General features: G+C 47.7%; 23 protein-coding genes. 3 read left to right on the top strand and 20 right to left on the bottom strand.

Features of this window, described 5'->3' with window-relative positions; all coding sequences use genetic code 11:
- Nucleotides 1-22: 22 nt before the first annotated feature.
- From EKM89_RS02705 to EKM89_RS02775, 15 genes are all read right to left on the bottom strand, one after another.
- A complete protein-coding gene (locus EKM89_RS02705; RefSeq protein WP_048732179.1) occupies nucleotides 23-250 on the bottom strand; it encodes a DUF1146 family protein in 228 nt (75 codons plus the stop codon).
- Between the two features lie 211 nt (nucleotides 251-461).
- Nucleotides 462-881, bottom strand: a complete 420-nt coding sequence (locus EKM89_RS02710) for a F0F1 ATP synthase subunit epsilon (protein ID WP_125685625.1) — start codon at nucleotides 879-881, stop codon at nucleotides 462-464.
- Between the two features lie 13 nt (nucleotides 882-894).
- Nucleotides 895-2,310, bottom strand: a complete 1,416-nt coding sequence (gene atpD / locus EKM89_RS02715) for a F0F1 ATP synthase subunit beta (RefSeq protein ID WP_125685626.1) — start codon at nucleotides 2,308-2,310, stop codon at nucleotides 895-897.
- Nucleotides 2,311-2,332: 22 nt separating this feature from the next.
- A complete protein-coding gene (locus EKM89_RS02720) occupies nucleotides 2,333-3,232 on the bottom strand; it encodes a F0F1 ATP synthase subunit gamma (RefSeq protein ID WP_125685627.1) in 900 nt (299 codons plus the stop codon).
- Between the two features lie 30 nt (nucleotides 3,233-3,262).
- A complete protein-coding gene (gene atpA, locus EKM89_RS02725; protein ID WP_125685628.1) occupies nucleotides 3,263-4,804 on the bottom strand; it encodes a F0F1 ATP synthase subunit alpha in 1,542 nt (513 codons plus the stop codon).
- A 30-nt stretch (nucleotides 4,805-4,834) separates the two neighbouring features.
- Entirely contained in the window at nucleotides 4,835-5,377 is a 543-nt protein-coding gene (gene atpH, locus EKM89_RS02730) for an ATP synthase F1 subunit delta (RefSeq protein WP_125685629.1), read from the bottom strand.
- The gene (gene atpF, locus EKM89_RS02735; RefSeq protein WP_125685630.1) at nucleotides 5,367-5,882 is read right to left on the bottom strand and encodes a F0F1 ATP synthase subunit B; all 516 of its coding nucleotides are present in this window, start codon (nucleotides 5,880-5,882) and stop codon (nucleotides 5,367-5,369) included. Before atpF ends, atpH begins: the two co-directional genes overlap by 11 nt.
- A gap of 60 nt (nucleotides 5,883-5,942) precedes the next feature.
- Nucleotides 5,943-6,155 (bottom strand): F0F1 ATP synthase subunit C, encoded by a 213-nt coding sequence (gene atpE / locus EKM89_RS02740; protein ID WP_048732192.1) that lies wholly within the window; start codon nucleotides 6,153-6,155, stop codon nucleotides 5,943-5,945.
- 32 nt (nucleotides 6,156-6,187) lie between these two features.
- Entirely contained in the window at nucleotides 6,188-6,907 is a 720-nt protein-coding gene (gene atpB, locus EKM89_RS02745; RefSeq protein ID WP_125685631.1) for a F0F1 ATP synthase subunit A, read from the bottom strand.
- 345 nt (nucleotides 6,908-7,252) lie between these two features.
- Nucleotides 7,253-7,882, bottom strand: a complete 630-nt coding sequence (gene upp, locus EKM89_RS02750; protein WP_125685632.1) for a uracil phosphoribosyltransferase — start codon at nucleotides 7,880-7,882, stop codon at nucleotides 7,253-7,255.
- 98 nt (nucleotides 7,883-7,980) lie between these two features.
- The gene (glyA, locus tag EKM89_RS02755; RefSeq protein ID WP_125685633.1) at nucleotides 7,981-9,222 is read right to left on the bottom strand and encodes a serine hydroxymethyltransferase; all 1,242 of its coding nucleotides are present in this window, start codon (nucleotides 9,220-9,222) and stop codon (nucleotides 7,981-7,983) included.
- Nucleotides 9,223-9,828: 606 nt separating this feature from the next.
- Nucleotides 9,829-10,845, bottom strand: a complete 1,017-nt coding sequence (locus tag EKM89_RS02760) for an L-threonylcarbamoyladenylate synthase (protein WP_125685634.1) — start codon at nucleotides 10,843-10,845, stop codon at nucleotides 9,829-9,831.
- A 20-nt stretch (nucleotides 10,846-10,865) separates the two neighbouring features.
- Nucleotides 10,866-11,708 carry a peptide chain release factor N(5)-glutamine methyltransferase gene (gene prmC / locus EKM89_RS02765; protein ID WP_125685635.1) on the bottom strand — a complete coding sequence of 281 codons (843 nt, stop codon included), beginning with the start codon at nucleotides 11,706-11,708 and terminating at the stop codon, nucleotides 10,866-10,868.
- Entirely contained in the window at nucleotides 11,701-12,786 is a 1,086-nt protein-coding gene (gene prfA, locus EKM89_RS02770; protein WP_125685636.1) for a peptide chain release factor 1, read from the bottom strand. The genes prmC and prfA overlap by 8 nt, the downstream gene beginning before the upstream one ends.
- Before the next feature lie 272 nt (nucleotides 12,787-13,058).
- Nucleotides 13,059-13,649 carry a thymidine kinase gene (locus tag EKM89_RS02775; RefSeq protein ID WP_125685637.1) on the bottom strand — a complete coding sequence of 197 codons (591 nt, stop codon included), beginning with the start codon at nucleotides 13,647-13,649 and terminating at the stop codon, nucleotides 13,059-13,061.
- Between the two features lie 206 nt (nucleotides 13,650-13,855).
- Between EKM89_RS02775 and EKM89_RS02780 the strand changes: the two genes are divergently transcribed.
- Both EKM89_RS02780 and EKM89_RS02785 read left to right on the top strand, forming a co-directional pair.
- The gene (locus tag EKM89_RS02780) at nucleotides 13,856-15,205 is read left to right on the top strand and encodes a Mur ligase family protein (RefSeq protein ID WP_125685638.1); all 1,350 of its coding nucleotides are present in this window, start codon (nucleotides 13,856-13,858) and stop codon (nucleotides 15,203-15,205) included.
- The gene (locus EKM89_RS02785; protein WP_125685639.1) at nucleotides 15,202-15,906 is read left to right on the top strand and encodes a type 1 glutamine amidotransferase; all 705 of its coding nucleotides are present in this window, start codon (nucleotides 15,202-15,204) and stop codon (nucleotides 15,904-15,906) included. Before EKM89_RS02780 ends, EKM89_RS02785 begins: the two co-directional genes overlap by 4 nt.
- A 221-nt stretch (nucleotides 15,907-16,127) precedes the next feature.
- On the opposite strand, the gene EKM89_RS02790 is transcribed toward EKM89_RS02785, so the two are convergent.
- From EKM89_RS02790 to EKM89_RS02800, 3 genes are all read right to left on the bottom strand, one after another.
- On the bottom strand, nucleotides 16,128-17,144 hold the full coding sequence (locus EKM89_RS02790) for a serine hydrolase domain-containing protein (RefSeq protein WP_125685640.1): 1,017 nt from the start codon (nucleotides 17,142-17,144) through the stop codon (nucleotides 16,128-16,130).
- Nucleotides 17,145-17,324: 180 nt separating this feature from the next.
- Complete coding sequence (locus EKM89_RS02795; protein WP_125685641.1) at nucleotides 17,325-19,166, bottom strand: ABC transporter ATP-binding protein; 1,842 nt, start codon at nucleotides 19,164-19,166, stop codon at nucleotides 17,325-17,327.
- Nucleotides 19,159-20,892, bottom strand: a complete 1,734-nt coding sequence (locus EKM89_RS02800; protein ID WP_125685642.1) for an ABC transporter ATP-binding protein — start codon at nucleotides 20,890-20,892, stop codon at nucleotides 19,159-19,161. Before EKM89_RS02800 ends, EKM89_RS02795 begins: the two co-directional genes overlap by 8 nt.
- A 575-nt stretch (nucleotides 20,893-21,467) precedes the next feature.
- On the opposite strand from EKM89_RS02800, the gene EKM89_RS02805 reads away from it, so the two are divergent.
- Nucleotides 21,468-21,797: a hypothetical protein gene (locus EKM89_RS02805; RefSeq protein WP_125685643.1), complete on the top strand. Its 330-nt coding sequence runs from the start codon at nucleotides 21,468-21,470 to the stop codon at nucleotides 21,795-21,797.
- A gap of 71 nt (nucleotides 21,798-21,868) precedes the next feature.
- Here EKM89_RS02805 and EKM89_RS02810 read toward each other — a convergent pair whose 3' ends face one another.
- Entirely contained in the window at nucleotides 21,869-22,072 is a 204-nt protein-coding gene (locus EKM89_RS02810; protein ID WP_048732220.1) for a hypothetical protein, read from the bottom strand.
- A gap of 100 nt (nucleotides 22,073-22,172) precedes the next feature.
- Nucleotides 22,173-22,367: a GGDEF domain-containing protein gene (locus EKM89_RS02815; RefSeq protein WP_225421797.1), complete on the bottom strand. Its 195-nt coding sequence runs from the start codon at nucleotides 22,365-22,367 to the stop codon at nucleotides 22,173-22,175.
- Nucleotides 22,368-22,448 lie beyond the last annotated feature (81 nt).

Genomic DNA, 22,448 nt, shown 5'->3' on the forward strand with positions numbered 1-22,448 from the left:
TCCAAAGATTTTTATAGGCCAATCACAATAGATAGCCCAGATTACGAACGTTATTAATGAAGTCCAAAAAGAATGAGCTACAGGCGAAGCCGACCGCAACCGCTAACATCACAATCAAGACACGAGATTGCCGCGGATAAAACGTCATTAATCGCTCAATGTGCAATGCCGAAATCGCCCAAAAAGCGAGCGCGATAAAAGACAAGTGACTGATGATCGTTAATATAGCCTGTAGCCCAATGAGTTTCATTACCTCAATCCTTCCTAAACATTCTCACTAACTATAGCATAATTTTTCGTGTGTGTCCTTGCGATTCCTTTAAAAACGGCATTTGTAATATTACAATTATTTTTATTAACCACGTTAACTGAACGAACCTGACATGATGGTACCAAAAAAGCGAGCACTTCGCAATGGAAGCACTCGCCTAAAAGCAAACCAAAAATGGTTTACACAATATTTAATGATTAGCGACGTTAATCCGGTTGATGGCACGTCGCAAAGCAACTTCAGCACGTGCCAAAGTATCTGGATCATGGGACTCTTGTGCCTTCTTGATCGTCGCTTCAGCCCGTTGACGAGCACTTTGCGCCCGGTCAACATCAATATCGTTTTGACGTTCCGCACTGTCTGCAACAATGGTTGCCACGTTGTCGGAGAACTCGATGAAACCACCATTAACGGCAATTTCGTCTTCGTGATCGCCTAATTTCACCCGCGTCTCATCAACCTCTAGTGAAGCGATAAGCGGCACGTGATTCGGCATGATCCCTAATTCACCAATTGTCGTTTTGACAACTAATAAATCACTATCTCCTTCATAGACGCGACCATCAGGGGTAACGATACTAACAGATAACACTGATTGATTATCAGCCAATTAGAATCCCTCCCTACTTGTCGGCAACGGCAGCGTTCATTTTCTTCGCTTTCTCAACGGCGTCTTCGATAGCGCCACAGTTCCGGAAGGCATCTTCTGGTAGGTCGTCATACTTCCCATCAAGAATTTCCTTGAAACTCCGGATCGTATCTTCCAACTTAACGTACTTCCCGTCCATACCCGTAAACTGTGAAGCAACGGAGAATGGTTGTGACAGGAAGAATTGAATCCGCCGAGCACGGTTAACAATCGTCTGTTCTTCATCGGACAGTTCATCCATCCCTAAGATAGAGATGATGTCTTGCAATTCATGGTACCGTTGCAAAACATGTTGAACTTCCGTGGCGACATCGTAGTGTTCTTGGCCGATAATTTCAGGGGCCAGAGCAGTTGACGTTGAAGCCAATGGGTCCACGGCTGGATAAATCCCTTGTTGCGTCAAAGCACGTTCCAAGTTAGTCGTGGCATCCAAATGGGCGAAAGTCGTGGCAGGAGCAGGGTCGGTATAGTCATCGGCAGGCACATAAACGGCTTGAATAGAGGTGATAGACCCCTTCTTCGTTGACGTGATCCGTTCCTGTAATTGACCCATTTCAGTAGCCAACGTTGGTTGGTAACCAACGGCTGAAGGAATCCGCCCTAACAGAGCAGAAACTTCAGAACCGGCTTGCGTGAACCGGAAAATGTTATCGATGAATAACAGAACATCTTGACCCTTAACGTCACGGAAGTATTCCGCAATCGTCAAACCAGTCAAGGCAACCCGCATCCGGGCACCAGGAGGTTCGTTCATTTGACCATAAACCATGGCCGTTTGCTTCAGAACCCCAGACCCCTTCATTTCCCAGTACATATCGTTACCTTCACGAGTCCGTTCACCGACACCGGTGAAGACGGAGATCCCGTTATGGCCTTGGGCAATGTTATGAATTAATTCTTGAATTAAAACGGTCTTACCAACACCGGCACCACCGAACAACCCAATCTTCCCACCACGAACGTAAGGTTCGAGCAAGTCAATAACCTTGATCCCAGTTTCTAGAATTTCAGTCGTAGGGTTTAATTCGTCATACTTAGGTGCATCACGGTGAATTGGCATCCGTTCTGCGTCTGGTCCAAATTCGGCACCGCCGTCAATGGGATTCCCGAGAACGTTAAATACCCGACCAAGTGTGTCGTCACCAACAGGAACAGAAATAGAAGCACCAGTGTTTTCTACTTCCAATCCCCGGCGAAGACCATCGGTACCGTCCATGGCAATGGTCCGCATAACCCCGTCACCTAATTCCAAGGCAACTTCGGTTACAAGGATACTACCATCATCTTTTTTGATGTTAAGGGCAGTGTTGATATCGGGTAATTCATCGTTCAGCGGGAATTCAACGTCAACAACAGGTCCGATAACTTGAACAATTTTACCAGCACTCATTATTCGTTAATTCCTCCCGTCATTAGTTATTTAAGGCTTCCTGCCCACCAGTAATTTCGGTGATTTCAGTCGTGATCGCTGCTTGACGCGCACGGTTATAGTGCAACTGCAGGGTCGCAATTAAATCATCGGCATTATCAGTAGCAGACTGCATCGCGTTAGTACTTGATGCATGTTCGGCCGTCTTAGCGTCCAAAATCGCACCGTAAACTAAGCTTTCTGCGTATTGTGGCAGTACGACCTGTAAGACGCCCTCTTCAGAAGGTTCTGTGTCGTATTCAGCCGTTAGCGGTGTTGTTTTCGTATCGTTTGCCGCATCAGTAGACAGAGCTTCCCCATCGACTGGCAACATTTTTTCAGCCCGAAAACGGGATGAAATCCGGTTAACAAAATGATTGTAGCACACGAAGAGTTCATCGAAGACTTCGTTATTGAACATCGTGGTAACCGTCTTGACAATTTCCCGAACTTCATTAAATTCAGGAACGTCACTGACACCACGATATTCATAAGCTACGTTAACGCCCCGATGCTTATAAAAGTCAGCACCAGTGCCCCCAACGGCTAACACCATGTAGTCGTCAGGATTAGGCGTCCGTTCTTTAATGAACGCATTAGCATCCCGTAAAACGCTGCTATTGTAGCTCCCAACCATTCCACGATCGGAGGTGATCACTAAATATGCGGTTTTCTTTACTGGACGGTTCGACTGCAGGCTACTTGAGGAATTATCCAACAGATGAGACTGCGAAAGATGCATGACGACAGCCTTAACTTTAGAAACATAGTCTTGGTAGCCGACTGCTTGTTTCTGAATCTTATTTAACTTCGCCGTCGAGACCATGTGCATCGCCGCCGTAATTTGACGGGTTGCTTTCGTGGACGTAATTCGACGTTGAACGTCATGAATTGATTCAGCCATTATTTCTCACCATCCTTCCTTCAAGTACTCTTAATCAGCCGAGTTGGTCGCCGTATCATCTGCTTTGGCAGTCGGCTGGAAAGTCGTATCGAATTCAGCGATGGCGTCTTCCAGAGAACTACCTTCAGGTAAGTTCCCGGTCGTCGTGATCGTATCTTCAAGGTCTTGGTGACTAGCATCCATGTAATCAAACAATTCATTTTGGTAACGTAAGACGTCAGACACTTCAAGCTTGTCCAAATGACCATGAGTCAAAGCAAACAAGATAATAACTTCCTTAGCAACGGGAACAGATTCGTGTAAGCCTTGCTTTAAGACTTCAACGGTCCGGGCCCCACGTGCTAAGCGTGCTTGCGTAGCGGCATCCAAATCAGAACCAAATTGCGCGAAGGATTCCAGTTCACGGTAAGCAGATAAGTCCAACCGTAAAGTCCCAGCAACCTTCTTCATGGCCTTGATTTGAGCGTCCCCACCAACCCGAGAAACAGAAGTCCCGGCATCCATGGCTGGTCGAATACCTGAATAGAAGGAATCGCTGTTCAGGAAGATTTGACCATCGGTGATGGAAATAACGTTGGTTGGAATATAAGCAGAAACGTCACCGGCCTTGGTTTCAATGACAGGTAAAGCCGTCATTGAACCGCCACCAAGCTTATCGCTTAACTTAGCTGCCCGTTCCAACAAACGAGAGTGGGTGTAGAAAATGTCACCAGGGTAAGCTTCACGACCTGGCGCACGCCGCAGAATCAAAGAAAGTTCACGGTAAGCATCGGCTTGCTTGGTTAAATCATCATAGACGATCAACACATGCTTGCCGTTATGCATGAACTCTTCACCCATCGCTGCACCGGCATATGGCGCGATGTAGAGCAATGGCGCTGGTTCAGAAGGACTCGCCGTAACGACGATCGTGTAGTCCATTGCGCCGAACTTCTCCAGCGTAGAAACTTGAGCACGAACCGTAGAAGCCTTCTGACCAATGGCGACGTAAATACAGATCATGTCTTGACCCTTTTGGTTAATGATCGTGTCAATGGCAATAGACGACTTCCCAGTCTTCCGGTCACCAATGATCAATTCACGTTGGCCACGACCAATTGGAACCAAAGCATCGATAGCCTTAATCCCGGTCTGTAGAGGTTCATTAACCCCTTGCCGATCCATAACACCAGGTGCTTTATGTTCGATAGGACGCGTCTTGTCTGTGGAAATGTCCCCTTTACCGTCAATTGGTTGACCCAATGGGTTAAGAACCCGGCCAATTAATTGATCGCCAACGGGAACTTCCATGATTCGGCCAGTCCGCTTAACGGTATCGCCTTCAGTGATTCCAGTGAAATCACCCAAGATAACAATACCAACGTCACTGGCTTCGAGGTTTTGGACCATCCCATAAACCCCGTTGTCAAACAACAGTAACTCACCTTGTAAAGCGTTGTTCAGACCGTGGGCCCGAGCGACACCATCACCAACGTAAGTAACCGTACCAGTTTCTTCAACTGAGATTTCATCTTGATAGCTTTCTAATTGTTGTTTAATTAGAGCACTGATTTCCTCAGCTTTAATGCTCATGAAAGTTTCACCTCTTTATCACCGAATTCGTTATGCTAGCAGTTGCTGCCGTAAACGATTAATTTTAGTTCGTAAGCTACCGTCAAGAACCGTATCAGCAGCCTTAACGATGACACCACCAATCACAGCTGGGTCGACCCGGCTGCTCAAAATGACTTTTTCGGCACCCACGCGCTTAGCGTAAGCAGTCTCAATCTGTGACTTTTGATCATCAGATAATGTAACTGCCGTTGTAACCTGTGCATAAACCGTGTGATGTAGGTCATCATATAAGACCTGGAATTGATCGATAATTTCGACCAAATTTTCCACGCGACCGTAGTCGTAGACCATTTGAATCAGGTTCTTGATATACGGTGATGCTTGCTTCAACAGTGGTTGAAGTAACGCTTCGCGATCAGCAACCTGCAGGCTAGCGTCTGAGAGCATCGTGCTCAATTTTGGGTTGTCCTGGAAGATACGCCGAAGTTCTTGTAACTCTGTGTAGCCTGACTCCAGTTGGTCTTTTTCGGACAACAAATCAAATAATGCTTTAGAGTAGCGCTTGGCTACCGTTGCCCTATTAAGACTCATGTTGCTTCCCCAACCCTTCGATATAAGAATCAATTAACGCCTTTTGATCGTCAGCCTTCAATTCTCGTTGAATGATCTTGGAAGCAATCTCAATAGATAAATCCGCCACATCGTTACGGGCATCGGACAGAGCGTCTTGACGTTCTTGTTCAATATCCTTTTGGGCATTTTGCTTCATCGTTTGAACGTCCGCTTGTGCTTGCGTCACGATTTGATCGCGTTGCTGTTGACCATTGGACTTGGCATCGCTCACAATCGTTTGGGCTTCAGAACGAGAATTTGACAAAGCTGCTTGGCGTTTTTCAACCAAACTTGCGGCATCGGTACGGGACTTTTCTGCTGAGTCAATATCATTACTGATTTTGTCAGCCCGGTCCTGCATCATCTTCGTCACTGGACCCCATGCAAAGATCTTAATGATCCACATTAAAAGTACGAAACTAAGAATGTAGAAAAGCGAATCTCCAAAGTAAAGCGTCTGACCAACTACTAAATGTGAGAGCATCTATTGACACCTCCTTTTGCTATCAGATATTTACAAATTTTTACCGGTTGTTCGTTGTAACTACTTGTTCATAACCATCAAAGCAACAACGAAGGAAATGATAGGCATGGCTTCAACCAGCCCAACACCAATAAACATGTTCGTCCGTAATTGACCTGATAATTCAGGCTGACGAACCATACCTTCTAGCATCTTGGAAATAACGATACCATCACCGATACCCCCACCAATGGCGGCACCAAACATAGCAATACCAGCTGCAATAGCTCCCATAATCTGTGTTTCCTCCTTAAATTAGATAAAACTTATTCCTCGAGTTCTAGCTTTTGAGAAATATAAACTGATGACAACGTAACGAAAACGAACGCTTGGATAGCCCCTAAGAACGCGGAGAATCCTTGCCAAGCCATTTCGATTGGCAATGCAATAATCATCGTTACAATACCGTGTGAAACTGCCAGATCCCAGATTACTCCTAATAGCATTTCACCAGAGAAGATAACCCCGAAAATACGAAGACCCAACGTCAAGAAGTTCGTGAATTCCTCAAAAATACTGATTGGAAGCCAGAACACAAAGGGTTTCATGTAGTTTGCAAAGTGCGCCTTGTAACCTAATTTCCAAACTCCTGCGAATTGGGCAATCATCATCGTCATCAACGAGAACGTTAACGTCGCGATAGGATCTGAAGTTGGACTACGCATAATCGTTGCCCCACTTCGGGTCGCCACCTGGATAAACAACCCAATTTCGTTAGAAAGAAAGAGAAACAGGAACAGAGTGAACCCCCACAAACCGAACTTACCGACATCGCCGGCAGGAATGGATCCCTTCAAAATTCCGTTGGTAAAATCAATCAACCATTCCAAGAAGTTTTGCCCCTTGGTCGGCTTCATGGCCAATTTCCTAGAAGTGAAAAAGACGATTGCCACTACCAGTAGGAAAACAACCAAACCGGATACAACGTTAGCAGTACTAAATGTCAGTCCCAAGAACTGGAAGGTTGAAACTGGATCATCACTCACCGAATATCACCTCTTTTCAACACTATGTGGACGCAATTCCTAAGGTGAACCCCCTCATGCAAGCGGTTCTCTCATGAAAAGCGGAATAGCGAACGAAGCGAGTGCTCCATTCAAATACACTGGAAATGATACCACCAATCCTAATAAAAAACAAAACAATTTTTCACAGGCTAAACATTCTCAACTAATGGGGGAAAGCTCAAGCCCTAAAAGGATAGTTAACGCTTTCACAGTCTATTTGCGTGCGCAATTGCCCCGCTAAAAACATGACCCAAATCATTAAAAAACTGACCTTACTGAAATAAAGAAGAGACTCGGCCAAATTAAGCCGAATCTCTTTAAAGTTTACTTCGTCCCAAACAGCCGGTCACCGGCATCGCCGAGACCAGGTACAATGTAGCCGTCTTCGTTCAGGTGGTCGTCAAGTGCCGCCGTGTAAATGTCAACGTCGGGGTGCTTCTCTTGCAAGGCCTTGACCCCTTCAGGAGCGGATACTAAGCAAACAAACTTAATATTGCTAGCACCACGCTTCTTTAAGGCATCAATTGCCATGATTGCAGAGCCACCGGTTGCCAACATTGGGTCCACAACAAAGACTTGTCGCTGATCAATATCGGACGGCAACTTAACAAAATATTCATGAGGCTGGAGTGTTTTTTCGTCCCGGTACATCCCAATGTGACCAACCTTAGCAGCCGGAATCAACTCAAGGATACCATCGACCATCCCAATCCCAGCACGCAGGATCGGAACAATAGCTACTTTCTTACCGGAAAGCTCTTTGGCCGTCATCTTAGCCACTGGCGTCTCGATCTTCTTATCTTGCAGCGGCATATCGCGTGAAACCTCATATGCCATTAAGGTCGAGATTTCGTTGACAACCTCCCGAAAACTGCGGGTCCCACAGTCTTTGTTCCGGATAATCGTCAGTTTGTGTTGAATCAACGGGTGGTCAAGTACTTGAAACTTCCCCATGAATAAACGCTCCTTTATGATTTCTTACAATTGTACCATTATCTACGCTACCAAAACGGACAAATTTTAAATGAAAACGTTTTTTCTAAAACTTTTTTCTAGGGTAAGGCATTTAACGGGTGAGCACGCGTTAATTCATGGACCCGCTGCCGGACATCGACTAAGACTTGTTCGTCGTCAGGGTGCGTAATCGTCTGGACAATCAGACGCGCCACTTCGCGAGATTCATCAGCGTTAAAGCCCCGAGTGGTGATGGCTGGCGTCCCAATTCGGATACCAGATGTCTTGAATGGGCTCAATTTTTCATTGGGAATGGCTTCCTTGTTGGTGGTAATCATGACGCTGTCCAGCAAGTCCTGAGCCTGCTTCCCATTAAGCGTCGTTGCCGATAAATCAAGTGTCATCAAGTGATTATCCGTACCGCCGGAAATAACACGTACGCCTGGTAGCTTCATGAACTCATCGGCCATCGCATGGGCATTCACGATAATCTGCTTGGCGTAATCTTTAAATTCCGGTTGCAGGTCTTCAAAAAATGCCGCCGCTTTTCCAGCAATCACGTGTTCCAACGGTCCGCCCTGTGTTCCTGGGAATACCGCCGAATTGATGCGTTTGGCGTTCTCTTCTTGAGAGAGGATCAGGCCGCCTCGTGGGCCCCGCAACGTCTTATGCGTTGTCGTGGTGACCACATCCGCAATTCCCACTGGACTAGGATGTAGTCCGGTGGCAACTAGCCCCGCAATATGGGCCATATCAACCATCAGGTAGGCACCCACTTCATCCGCGATTTCACGGAAGGCATTCCAGTCAATAAACCGTGAGTACGCAGAAGCCCCGGCAACAATCATCTTCGGCTTCACCTTCTGTGCCACTTCTCGAATCATGTCGTAGTCCAGGAGTTCTGTGTCTGGATTCAATGCATAGCTATAGGCATTGTAGATCTTACCAGAGAAATTAACCTTGGCACCGTGAGTTAGATGTCCTCCAGCATCGAGGCCCATCCCCAGAATCGTATCGCCAGGCTTCAAGAATGCCGCATAGACGGCCTGATTGGCTTGCGACCCGGAGTGGGGTTGGACGTTCGCATATTCGGCGTGAAACAGCTCCTTTGCCCGGTCAATGGCAAGCTGTTCAACCACGTCAATGTACTGGGTACCTCCGTAGTACCGTTTGCCCGGATAGCCTTCAGCATACTTATTCGTCAATACGGACCCTTGTGCTGTCCGTACAGCTTCACTCACAATGTTTTCGGAAGCAATCAATTCAATCGTATTTTCTTGTCGTTGCTCTTCCTTCGCAATGGCGCCCCATAAAGCTGGATCCTTTTCTTTAAAATTCATTGGCGATCCCTCCTGAACTGTAATTGGTTTTATTCTACCAAACTTTCTGGTGCCGTGGGGACACGATGGCTTATTTATCTTTTTATGACAGCTGTTGTGGTATATCCCCTACAAACTGACCTGATTGTTCACCACGTTAGTTGCCTCTTGAACTAAGAAACTCTGAACAACCCTCATGCTCCGACCCAGAAAATCAATCTATGTCGTTGAGCCGATTAGTCGCTGACAACTGGCGTGCGACCATTGCTATTAATAATTTCATCGTCAAAAGAGTAACGTAAATAACTTGACCCTTAACCTTTGGCCAAATCAACTTCTATCTTCGCCGTTCCCACATCAGGCGATGCCCCGGGAAGGCACGTGCAAGCCAATCATCATAGTTTCTTATTGACTGGGACATCACTCAAAAAGTTGCGCCTTTCAGAATTGTTGGATTCTGAAAGGCGCAACCTTTATTTACACCATTATGGTGGCAAAACGTGCATCATAAGGGCAGTTTGTTGCGCTTAACCCGATAGTAAAAGTTATGCCAGAATCAGGTACAATCCCTGCTATCACATTAATGCTCGCAAACTAACCGCCTTATGTCCCACTCTGCCAATTTATTTACTTTTCAAAATGTTGCTGCCCGGCGGATTTATTCAACCGGTTCATATAAGCCGCACCTAGTCCCTTAGCTGCAAACCCCTGCGCAAGGATCCCCGTCACGGGTGACTCCAGATCAAAGTGACGCAGACCCGCGAACAAGCGATGACTAGCACTAGTCATGTCAGCACCCAGTGAGAAAGCTTCTGTATTTACTGGTAACTGGTCAGCCACTAGAATATGGTCTAGCGCCATGACCCCAATCGTGCCATCCTGCTGTGCTGCCCACGCTAGTGCTGCTGGCCAGTCGGTCTCATCGTCAACAATAGTGACCTGTGCATTAGGCGCATAATGTTTGTACTTCATTCCCGGAGCCTTAGGAATCTCACCCTTGCCAACCTTGTGATGGTTCGATTGAACCGTCCCAATCACCGCTTCCAATTGTTCCTCGGTCACACCACCTGGACGCAAGATTGTTGGAATCTCAGTCGACATATCAAGAACAGTCGATTCAACGCCAACCTGAGTTGGTCCGTCATCCAAGATACCAGCAATTTTGCCATTCAAATCATGATAGACGTGCTTGGCCAAGGTCGGACTTGGTTTCCCCGACGTATTCGCCGAGGGACCAACCAACGGTACACCGGCAGCTTTGATCAAGTCCAAGGTCACTTGGTTATCAGGATTACGAAAAGCGGCCGTGTTCAACCCCCCAGTGACAGCTTTAGACAATTTCCCGGGCTGTAAGGTGAAAATCAACGTTAAGGGCCCCGGCCAGAACGCCTTGATTAGTGCCTCAGCCTTATCGGACAGTGGCTGCGCATATTGCTTGACCGTGTCTTCACCCGTGACGTGAACGATCAATGGGTTGTCACTCGGACGGCCCTTAGCCATATACACCTGCTTAACGGCCTGTTCGTTGGTTGCGTCGGCGCCTAAGCCATACACGGTCTCGGTAGGGAAAGCCACCAACTGACCCGCACGAATAGCGGCGGCCGCTTCACCAATTTCATTTGGTTGAAAAATTTTCGTTTCCATTAATTCTCTGATCTCCCATTCTAACTTTTCAATTGCACGCGAACCATGCGATCATGACCGTTAATATCCGTCTTGACCGTCACCGTGGCGGTCGGCAAAGCCAGCGCAAAGATTTCACGTACCGCCGCACCCTGATGGTAGCCAATTTCAGCGAAGAACTGACCACCCGGCCGTAAAACCGCGATCAGCTCAGCTGCAAAGCGTCGATAAAATGCCAGCCCGTGGTCATCCGCAAATAGTGCCGAATCCGGTTCGAAACGTTTAACGGAGTCGTCCATGACAGGCAACTCCGCGCGATCAATATAAGGTGGATTCGACACGACGATGTCAAAGCGCTGACCCCGTACCGGTTTCAACAGGTCTCCCACGGCAAATGTAATCGACGCCTGCAGCTGCTGGGCATTCTGTTGCGCCACGGTGACTGCCGCCGCAGAAATATCCGTCGCGGTGACCGTCCAGTCTGGCCGTTCTGCCTTGAGCGAAATGGCGATAGCGCCACTTCCCGTCCCCACGTCTAAGAGGTCGAGTCCCGGCTTGGCGACGCTTAATACCCACTCGACCAATTCTTCCGTCTCTTGACGGGGAATCAGCGTTGCCGGCGTCACTCGGAATTCTCGCCCGTAAAACGGCGCGCGTCCCAAAATATACTGTGCGGGCTCACCAGCACAGATTCGTGTGATCTGATCCTGATAAGAGGTCGTCAACTCGGTTGGTACGTCCTCACGGTAATGCTGAACCAGCGTGGTAAACGTCCACTGTTGGCCTTCCAGTAAAAGGTACTGGGCCGCACTGGCGTCTTGTCCAGCAGCAGTTAATTGTTGCTCACCTGCTTTTAACAGCTGAAAGAACGTCAACTTAGCCATTGTTCTTCAAGTCTTCAAGCTTAGCGGCTTGGTCTGACAAAATCAAAGCGTCGATGATATCATCCAATTCGCCGTTCATGATGCGGTCAAGCTTATTTAACGTTAACCCAATACGGTGATCGGTCACACGGTTTTGTGGGTAATTGTAAGTCCGAATCCGTTCAGACCGATCCCCAGTCCCCACGGCAGACTTCCGTTCCGCATTGTAGGCACTTTCTTCTTGTTGCTTATAGTAGTCGTAAACCCGCGCCCGTAAAATGGTCATGGCCTTTGCCCGATTTTGCTGTTGTGAACGTTCGTCTTGCATAGCAACGACGATTCCGGTTGGCAAGTGGGTCATCCGAACGGCAGAAGACGTCTTGTTGATATGTTGACCACCGGCACCGGATGACCGGTATACATCGGTCCGAATATCCTTAGGGTCGATGTCGATATCAACATCCTCTTCTTCAGGCATCACCCCAACGGTCGCGGTACTAGTATGTACCCGGCCAGCAGACTCGGTAACGGGTACCCGTTGCACACGGTGCGCCCCATTTTCATATTTTAACTTGGAATAGACTTTATCGCCGGAGATCATCATAACAATTTCCTTGAACCCACCAACTTCGGTAGCATTCTCGTCAACGACTTCAATCGTCCAGCCTTGGCGTTCGGCATATTTGGAATACATACTGAACAGATCGGCAGCAAATAAACTGGCTTCATCCCCACCAGCTGCCCCATGAATTTCCATGATGATGTTCTTGTCATCGTTCGGATCCTTAGGCAATAGCAGAACCTTGATGTCTTCTTCCAACTTAGCCTTTTGGTCGTTAAGATCCTTCAGTTCCTCTTTAACCATAGCATCCATGTCGTCGTCAAGTTTTTCACGCAACATTTCATCGTCGTCAGCAATCTGCTTGGTCACGTCTTGGTACTGGTGGTACTTGTCGACGGTCTCGCGCAATTCCCCTTCTTCTTTGGAGAGTGCCATAAATTTTTGCGTGTCCGCAATCACGTCAGGGTCACTGATCAACTCATTTAATTCGTCATAGCGATCCGCCACGGCTTGGAGCTTGTCAAACATTTCATCCATTCGATTTAACCTCGTTTCAATTTGTGGAACTACATTTTTTGGTGTTTTATTACTTCTTCAATTTAGGTACTGATAACAGGGTGACTTTGGCGACAGGTGTTCCTCACGTCAAAAACGAGGTGAAAGACCTCTCTTCGTCTGGAGATGTTCTCCCACAACAGGTGAACCGCAGTACGGTGAATCTAAACGTACCTGCTCTCAACCGAATACCGCTATATTCAGAAGTGTCAGTTTATCACATTTATCCGGCCAAGCCGAGCCTATTTTCACCGCTAGTCCTTCTTACCGAACTGGTCTAATGGTGGATTGAAGTAATGACGCCGGCAAACCGGGTAGTAGGCCTCGTTACCACCAATTTGAACCTGCTCGCCCTCGTAGACTGGCTTGTTGTCGTGGAAACGTAAGTTCATGATAGCCTTCTTGGTACAGAACCAGCAGATAGTCTTCATTTCTTCTATTTTATCCGCGTACAGCATCAGGTACTTAGAACCCTCGAACAATTCGTTACGGAAATCATTTTTCAGGCCAAAGGTCATCACTGGAATGTGTAAGTCATCAACGACCTTCGCCAACTGTAGCACGTGGTCCTTGGTCAGAAATTGGGCTTCGTCAATCAATACACAGTTAGCTTGCGAGTCGATGCGCTGAATCTCATCGTACAGATTAGTCTCTTTAAAAATTGGGTGCGCCTTGCGCTTGAGCCCAATCCGACTCGTAATGTAACCAACCTCATCACGGGTATCCAGCCCACTCGTCATAATAATGACTCGCTTATCTTGTTCCTCGTAATTGTGAGCGACCTTAAGAATTTCAATGGTCTTCCCACTGTTCATTGCGCCATAACGGAAAAATAGCTGCGCCACGTTACTCCCACCTTTTTGACAGTTTCTATCTATTATAGCTGATTAGCTGGTAAAATTCGACCGTCACGCTAGCAAACTTTCCTTGCGATTTCTCAAAGTTCAAGCAAGGTCCTCCCCTAAACGCTTAAAAAATGCTAAAATTAAGGCTTGAATATTAAGGTACCCGACACTAAAAAATCTTGTCGCGATTAAGGAGCGAAATATCCATGTCATTCAGAAGCGGCGTAGCCACCTTCGCGGGGAAATCCTCTTACTGGTTTCTCCACACGTTTCTTCACGGGGGGAGTTCTCTCCCAGGAAAAATTACATTAAAACTCGACCCCAACATTTTACGAACCTTGGGAGCCAAATACGACGTCATCGTCATTACCGGAACGAATGGGAAGACACTGACAACCGCGTTAACGGTCTCCGTGCTCCACGAAAAATACCCGTCAATTTTGACCAATCCGACTGGGTCCAACATGGAGCAGGGAATCGTAACGACCTTTCTAAATGCCAAAAACCCGAAGACTGGACGACCACTAGCCGTCTTGGAAGTCGATGAAGCTAACGTCATCAAAGTGACGCAGTACATTGAACCCAAGGCCTTCGTGTTCACCAACATTTTTCGCGATCAAATGGATCGCTACGGTGAAATCTACACCACCTATCAAAAAATTTTGGATGGTGTGGCGCTGGCACCGAACGCGACCATCATTGCCAATGGCGACTCACCGATTTTCCACTCGAAAGAACTCCCGAACTCGATTCAATATTACGGTTTCGATAACGAACCCGACAGTGACTTCAAGGCCAAGCCCAACACGGACGGTGTCCTGTGCCCCAACTGTGAGCACATTTTACACTATCACTCCCTGACCTACAGCAACCAAGGTAAGTACTTCTGTCCAAACTGTGGCTTCTCGCGGCCGGAATTGACCTATCGCCTAACTAAGCTGGGAGAACAAACACCGACATCTTCGAAATTCGAGATCGACGGTCATCCCTTCAAGATTCAAGTTGGCGGAACCTATAACATCTATAACGCACTAGCAGCTTATGCCGTCGGTCGTTTTATGAACGTTGACCCCGAACAGATCAGTGACGCGTTTAACGCGAATCAACAGGTCTTCGGTCGGCAAGAAGTCATCGACGTTGCTGGCAAACGCGTCACGATTATCTTGGTCAAGAACCCCGTGGGTCTTGACCAAGTGCTCCACATGATCGGTACGGACACGCATCCATTCTCTCTAGTTGGCCTGTTGAATGCCAATTACGCTGATGGTATCGATACCAGTTGGATCTGGGATGGTGACTTCGAACAGTTAACTGACCGCGAGATTCCTGCTGTCATCACCGGTGGTGAACGCTACAAGGACATCACTTTCCGGTTGAAAGTTGCTGGAATTCCAGATGACAAGCACATTGTCGAACCCAATTTAGAAAAAGTGGTTACTCGTATCACCGAGGTGCCGACCGAACGCGTTTACGTGCTGGCTACTTACACAGCCATGCTGCAACTACGGAAGATTTTAGCGACTAAGGGCTACATCAAGGAGGGTCTTGGCGTATGACTTATGAATTAAACGTCGCCCATCTGTATGGCGACCTCATGAACACTTATGGTGACGTCGGCAATATCTTGGCACTGAACTACTACGCTAAACAAATGGACGTCCACTTAAACGTTAAGGTGGTCAGCCTAGAGGAAGACTTCAAAGCGGCTGACTACGATCTGGCCTTCTTTGGTGGCGGTCAGGACTTCGAACAGACCATCGTGTCCCAAGATATTCAGACCAAGAAAGCCGAACTGACCAAGTTCATCGAATCTGACGGCCCCCTGCTGGCCATTTGTGGTGGCTTCCAGCTCCTCGGTCATTACTACATCGGCGCTGACGGTGAAAAGCTACCCGGCATCGGCGCGTTGGACCATTACACGCTAGCACAGGACCACAACCGATTCATCGGCAACATCATCATTAAAAATCAGGAAACTGGCGAGACGTATCATGGCTTTGAAAACCATCAAGGCCGGACGTTCCTGGGCGCGGACGAACGCCCCCTGGGCAACGTGGTCTCCGGTAAAGGAAACAACGGCGAAGACGGAACGGAAGGCGCCATTTACAAGAACGTCTACTGTTCCTACTTCCACGGTCCGATTCTCACCCGAAATGGCGACATCGCCAAACATCTATTGGTGGCGGCCCTACAACGGAAATATCCGGATACCGATTTCAGCCAACAAGCAGCTTTATCGATTCCAGCAACCTTTTAATCCACAAACAAAGGACGTTATCCCTGCCATTTCTGACGGGACAACGTCCTTTTTCGTATGCTCAACTAAAGGTTGAAAGCCAAAATGTTTGCGTTACTCCTGTGACAGTAGAAATTATCACGGCTAAATTAGTGAAAACAGCCGCACTCCGGCTGCCAGGGATTCCGTTTGCTGTTGGGAATGCCTCCAGCTACTGTCTGATATTTTTAACAGGTCCGAACTTACCTACTTTTTTCAGCCAAGTAAGTCCCAATCACTGCGTTACGTTGGTCCAAATAAGGCAGATTTGGTGCTACCGGGTGGACGCGGTTCGTTAAGAATACCATGGCCTGCTGGCGTTGCTGGTCAATGACCAAGTAAGTGCCCGTGAAACCGGAGTGCCAGATAACCCGATGGGGATGTGGCCACTGACTCGCGGTCAATGCCCAGCCTAGTGAGCGGCCAGCCTGTCCCGTGGGTGTCCAATCTTCGGTCATTCGGTGGAGCCATGTTGGCGGCAACACTGCCGGACAGGTCTCAGGATGTAAATAGGCTTGACAGAACGTCGTCAAGTCTGCCGCCGTACTGAACAGGCCCGCGGAGCCACACCGGCGTTGCAAGACGTAGCCTTTGGGATCGTGAACCTCACCACGAACCAAGCCCCGACCGGCCGTAATGGCCGTAGGTACACACTGCTGTGGGTCAACCGGCGTAAACGTGCTATGGGTCATCCCCAGTGGTTCCAAGACCCGTTGCTTGGCCGCCACCTGAACCGGCACCCCCAGAACCCGTTCAACGATCCAGCCCAAGAAGATGTAATTGACGTCCGCATAGACCATTTGCCGATTAAACGTCGTCCCCACGTGCAAATGGAGCAAGGCATGGGTTAGATCCACTGCATTCAACTGGTTACGATTGGGAATGTAGCCGACAATCCCCGAAGTATGGGTCAACAAGTGCCGCAGCGTGACACGGCTGTCCTGCCATTCTGGTAGCCACTGTGAAACCGAATCTGTCAGTCGAAGGCGACCTTGATCTAAGAGTTGTAGAACCACACTAAGTGTCCCCACAACTTTGGTCAGTGAAGCCACGTCATAGACCATCCCCGGTCGCAGGATTTCTGGCTGGGGCACTAACGCCGCCGCCCCCATTTCTCCAGTTTCCACGCGATCACCGTCAATCAATGCATAGCTCACGCCCGGAACCACCTTTTCAGTCACCAATCGCCGCAACGCCGCCTTTGTTTGTGGATAAGTCATCGCCATCGCCTCTACTTTCTCTAGTTTTCATTGTACCCACAGCGGGACTGCAGACGCAATTTTCCAGTGAGAATAACAGTAAAATCTAAACTTTTTATTTGATTGACCACCACTTATGTAGTCTAAAAAAAGCGTCACATCAAGGATCTTCATCCTCAGTGTGACGTTTTTTCTCAAGTACTAAGCCAAATTATTTCCTGTAAACTGGCTGTTGTACAAATCGGCGTAGAAACCATTTGCAGCTAACAAACTGTCATGATTCCCCGTTTCAACGATATGACCATGGTTCATGACCACAATGTTTTCAGCATTTTGAATTGTGGATAATCTGTGCGCAACCACGAAGCTCGTCCGACCAGCTAAAAGCCGTTCCATGGCGTGCTGGATCAGCATTTCCGTCCGCGTATCGACCGAACTCGTTGCTTCATCCAAGATCAAGATGTCCGGATCAGCCACGAAAGCCCGGGCAATCGTCAACAATTGCCGTTGCCCTTGCGAAATATTCGTCGCCGATTCATTCAAAATCGTATCATAGCCATCTGGCAACTGGCGAATGAAGGTGTCGGCGTGAGCAGCCTTAGCCGCTTTGTAGACCTCGTCATCCGTTGCGTCTTCACGACCATACTTGATGTTGTCGAAGATACTCCCAGTGAATAACCAGGTATCCTGTAGTACCATGGCAAAGTTCCGCCGCAAACCAGCTCGGTCAACATTACCGGTGTTTTGGCCCCGGTACTTGATCTCCCCGGACTTCACATCGTAGAACCGTTCGAGTAGGTTGATAATAGTCGTCTTCCCAGCACCAGTCGGACCAACGATGGCAACCATTTCACCCGGTTTAACCTTCAGATTGAAGTCGGCAATCAATGGATTGTTTTCCACGTATTGGAAAGCCACGTTATCAAATTCGATAACATTTTCCGCCGGCGTCGTTGCTGCTGGAACTTCAGCCGTCGCCGTATCGGGCATATCGTCCTCATCCAAGACAGCGAAAATCCGTTCAGCAGATGCAATCGTCGCCTGAATCGTGTTGGTCAAGTTCGCCATTTGCGTAATGGGTTGTGAGAATTGGTTCGTGTATTGCAGGAAGGCCTGCACGTTCCCCAAACTAACCGTCCCGTTAGCAACCTGAATCCCACCAATAACCGCAACGGCTAAGTAGTCCAGGTTCTTGACGAAGTTCATTAGCGGAAAGATCAAACTAGAAACAAATTGCGCCTTCCACGCTGATTGATAATACTTTTGATTATGCTCTTCAAACTCTTCTTGGGTCGCACCTTCGCGGTTAAAGGTCTTAACAACCGTATGTCCAGCATAGGTTTCTTCAACCGTATTGTTCAGTAGTCCCAAATTCTTCTGTTGACTCGCGAAGAAGCGTTGTGACTTTGGTGCCACGATCATGACCACCAGTAAACTCAGTGGTACGGAGATTAGGGCAACCAACGTCAACCAGCCACTAATGGTTAACATCATGTACAGCACCCCAAAGAAGGTCAGCACACTGGTTACCATTTGTGACAGCGTTTGTTGCAACGTCCCACCAATGTTATCCATATCGTTCGCCATCCGGGACATTAAATCCCCGTTGCTATGCGTGTCGTAATAACTGATTGATAAGCGTTGCATCTTTTGCTTCAAATCGCGTCGTAAGCGGTAAACGACCTTTTGCGAGATCCAACTCATAATTAACTGTTGAACGACCCCAAACAGGGCAGCACCAGCATACATGACGCCGACGACAATCAGAATATGACCGATCTTACTAAAGTCAATTGGAAAACTGTGAATACCGATTCCTGCCTTTAACTCGGCTTGACCCTTCATGACACCCTTAAAGAGTTCCGTTGTGGCTTCTCCTAAAATCTTTGGCGTCTTGATCTGTAAGACTACCGAGATCACGGCAAAGACTAAGACGACGAAAATACCGGGGAGCCAACGCTTCATGTATCGGAACAACCGGAAAGTCGTTCCCCAAAATTTTTGTGGCCGCTGTTTTGTAGCGGCGCCGCGTCCATTACGCATCGACGACGTCCCCCTTTCGGAGTTGTGAATCCAGAATTTCTTGGTACGTTTCGTTGTTGGCTTTCAGTTCATCGTGTGTGCCTTGACCGACGATCTTACCGCCGTCGATAACCAAAATCAGGTCAGCATCGGCCACCGTAGATACCCGTTGGGCCACGATGACAGTCACGCCAGCTTGAACTTGATCGTCCTTACGCAATTCTTGACGCAACAGCGAGTCCGTCTTGAAATCCAAGGCAGAGAAGGAGTCATCAAAAATGTAGACACTCGCACGCTTCAAAATCGTCCGTGCAATGACCAGCCGTTGCCGTTGCCCACCGGAGAAGTTGTCCCCATTTTGTTCAACGGTCGCGTCTAAGCCACCCTCTTCTTTAATAAAATCACTAGCTTGAGCCACATCTAGGGCGTGCCAAATCTGGTCATCAGTTGCATCAGGCATCCCGAAGACCATGTTGCTACGAACCGTTCCCGAGAATAACACAGCTTGTTGCTGCGTGATGGAAATAGCATCGTGCAATCCCTTTTGGCTAACCGCTGTCAGTGGCGTGCCATTCAGCTTGATTTGACCACTCTCCGGATCAAATAGTCGTGGAATCAGATTGACCAGCGTTGATTTCCCAGAGCCAGTCCCCCCGATAATTGCGACCGTCTGACCAGCCGTTGCGTTAAAGTTGACGTCGGCCAGCGCTAATTTCTCAGCACCCGTGTAACGAAAGTTAACGTGATCAAAGGTTAAACTAGCTTGGCCCTGCGCTAAATCAACTGGTGCATCAGCATCGTTGATTTTCGACTTCAAGTCCATGACTTCATTGATCCGCGCAGCAGAAGCTTGTGCCCGGGGAACGAAGACGAAGACCATGGAAACCATCATGAAGCTAATCAAGAGTTGTGTCGCATAAGTCATGAACGCAACCAAATTTCCGACTTCAAGCGCTTGATTCCCAATCAGTTGGCCCCCATACCAGACAATTCCAATGTTGGTCCCACTCACAATCAGCGTAATAATTGGGAACATCAATGAAACAATCATGAAGACTTTAATCCCTGTCTGGGTATAGTCTTGGTTGGCGCCCTCAAAACGGTCCTGTTCAAACTTGTCTTGGTTGAACGCCCGAATAACCCGCACACCAGTCAATCCTTCACGAAAGACTAAGTTAATCCGGTCAATCTTCTTTTGAAGACTCTTGAATAAAGGCACGGCAAAGACCATGATGGCCCCGGTAAAGATTGCCAGTACTGGCAAGGCCACCAAGAAAACCAGCGTTAACCGCGGACTCTTCACGTAAGCCAAGACTCCCGCACCGATTAACATAATAGGTGCCATCAACATCATCCGGAGCATTTGGACCATAACGTTTTGAATCTGAACCACGTCGTTGGTCGTCCGGGTAATCAGTGAGGCGTTCCCCACCGTTTCAAACTCTTCGGTCGAGGAAAATGTTACCTTTTTAAAAAGGTTGGTTCGAATCCGTTGCCCCATCTTTTGCGACTGTGTTGACGCATAGTAAACGTTACCTGCCGCACCTAACACACCGATAAAGCTCAAGAGAAGCATCTGACCACCGGTACGCCAGATGTAGCCAATGTCATTGTTCGCAATCCCTTTATCAATGATATTAGAGGTTAGTGTTGGCAACGATAAATCACAGGCAACCTGAATAATCATAAAACCCACCGCAAGGGCTACTGCCCACCAGTCCAAGTGTTTACGGGCAAGTCGCATCATTGAATTTTGGCCTTCTTTCTATACTGTACACTCTGTAAAAGTTTCAAAACTGCATATGCGATAATTATACTCTGCTCAAGTCGGTTTGCAATAAAGGATTACTCGTAAAAAGTGAAACCTAATTTAGGGACAATGGCCGTACACTGGCTTCGACTGTGCACACCCACCTTGAGTGCCGAATTCCAGGTGATTGTTAGAATTTAGCATGGGCGCAATAGCCTTCCTTATGAGCCTAATCCATGCTACCTCAGACCGGCTTATCAGTGATTTTTCTCTATGGGACGTTTCAGCACTAGGCTGTGTTATACATTATTAATCCGCCAAAGAGCCTGTATCATACGCCTGTGAGCACTGACTACTTTCACTCCTTCAAGAATAAATTTTCAGCTAGGCCACTGGCTTGTTATCTCAATCTCGTCACCGGGAAATCACCAATCCGACGGTTATTTTTATCCCTGTTTCACTCCTCGCTGCTCCTCGACCAACTCCTGAAGACAGTTAATTGACTAAACATCCCACTGGTAAAGCTAAAAATATTTGTTACAATAGTAGACACCGAAGGGAGACAGAAAACTGTGGCGAGCAACTCTGATTCAATCTATAATGTCTTAACCTACATCCACCGCCATCCACAACAGGTCCGATTCATTCGACAACGCAACAGTAACGTCATCACTATTGGCGTCCCCGATACGGTACCGGTCGCTAACGCTGATATTTACTTTCCAGCGGGCCACCTGTTGGTCAATCGGATGGATGAAAACTTTTTAGCTAAAAACGGGGACCTCCTCAATACGTTCTTTGACCAGACACGCACTTCCAAACTGGACTATCGCGACGTCTGGATCACCACTGGCTACGTGCCAGATGAACAGACCTATTTGGTCGAGCTCTCATTTGAATAACCGTCTATCCAGTGTAAACTAAAGGGACCATGGAAGTTTTTTATCACTTCTGCGGTCCCTTTTCTTATGCATTAATTAAATAGTGCGCGTGACGCCCATAGTCCCCCGACGACCAGAACAGCAATCAGAAAGAACCGAAATAGGGCGGCAAAGGCAACTAAGACGATGGCCCCGATAATCACCGTCCCGACAATCCCCAATAACCAGCCGGCTAAACCAAAGACTAACCGGAGAATTGGGAATAACAATAAGAGTAACAGTAAAAGTAACACCACGATAATCGCTCCAATCCGTCGTCGATACTCCCACGACTAGCAGCTATTTTACACTAAAATTAGCCATTTGGCACGAATCTTCGTTCAAATTATTTTATACTTAACCAGCCGTAATCTGCATGCGACCATTCTTCTTTGAATGGTAAAGGTTCGCATCGACCCGCTTGTAAAAGTCCAACGGGTTATGATCACTAGCACTTAGGACGGAGACGCCAACGGAAATAGTCACATTTAAGACCACATCATTGTAAGGAATCTTAAGGCCTTTAACCGCGTCAAAGACCCGTTCGGCCACTTTTGGTTCTACAATATCTGTTGTTGGTAATAGATTTTTATCTATTAATGATGACAGATTTTTTGTTTATCATTAGAATAA

It is taken from the genome of Levilactobacillus fujinensis (genome assembly GCF_003946335.1).
Classification (GTDB): Bacteria; Bacillota; Bacilli; order Lactobacillales; family Lactobacillaceae; genus Levilactobacillus; species Levilactobacillus fujinensis.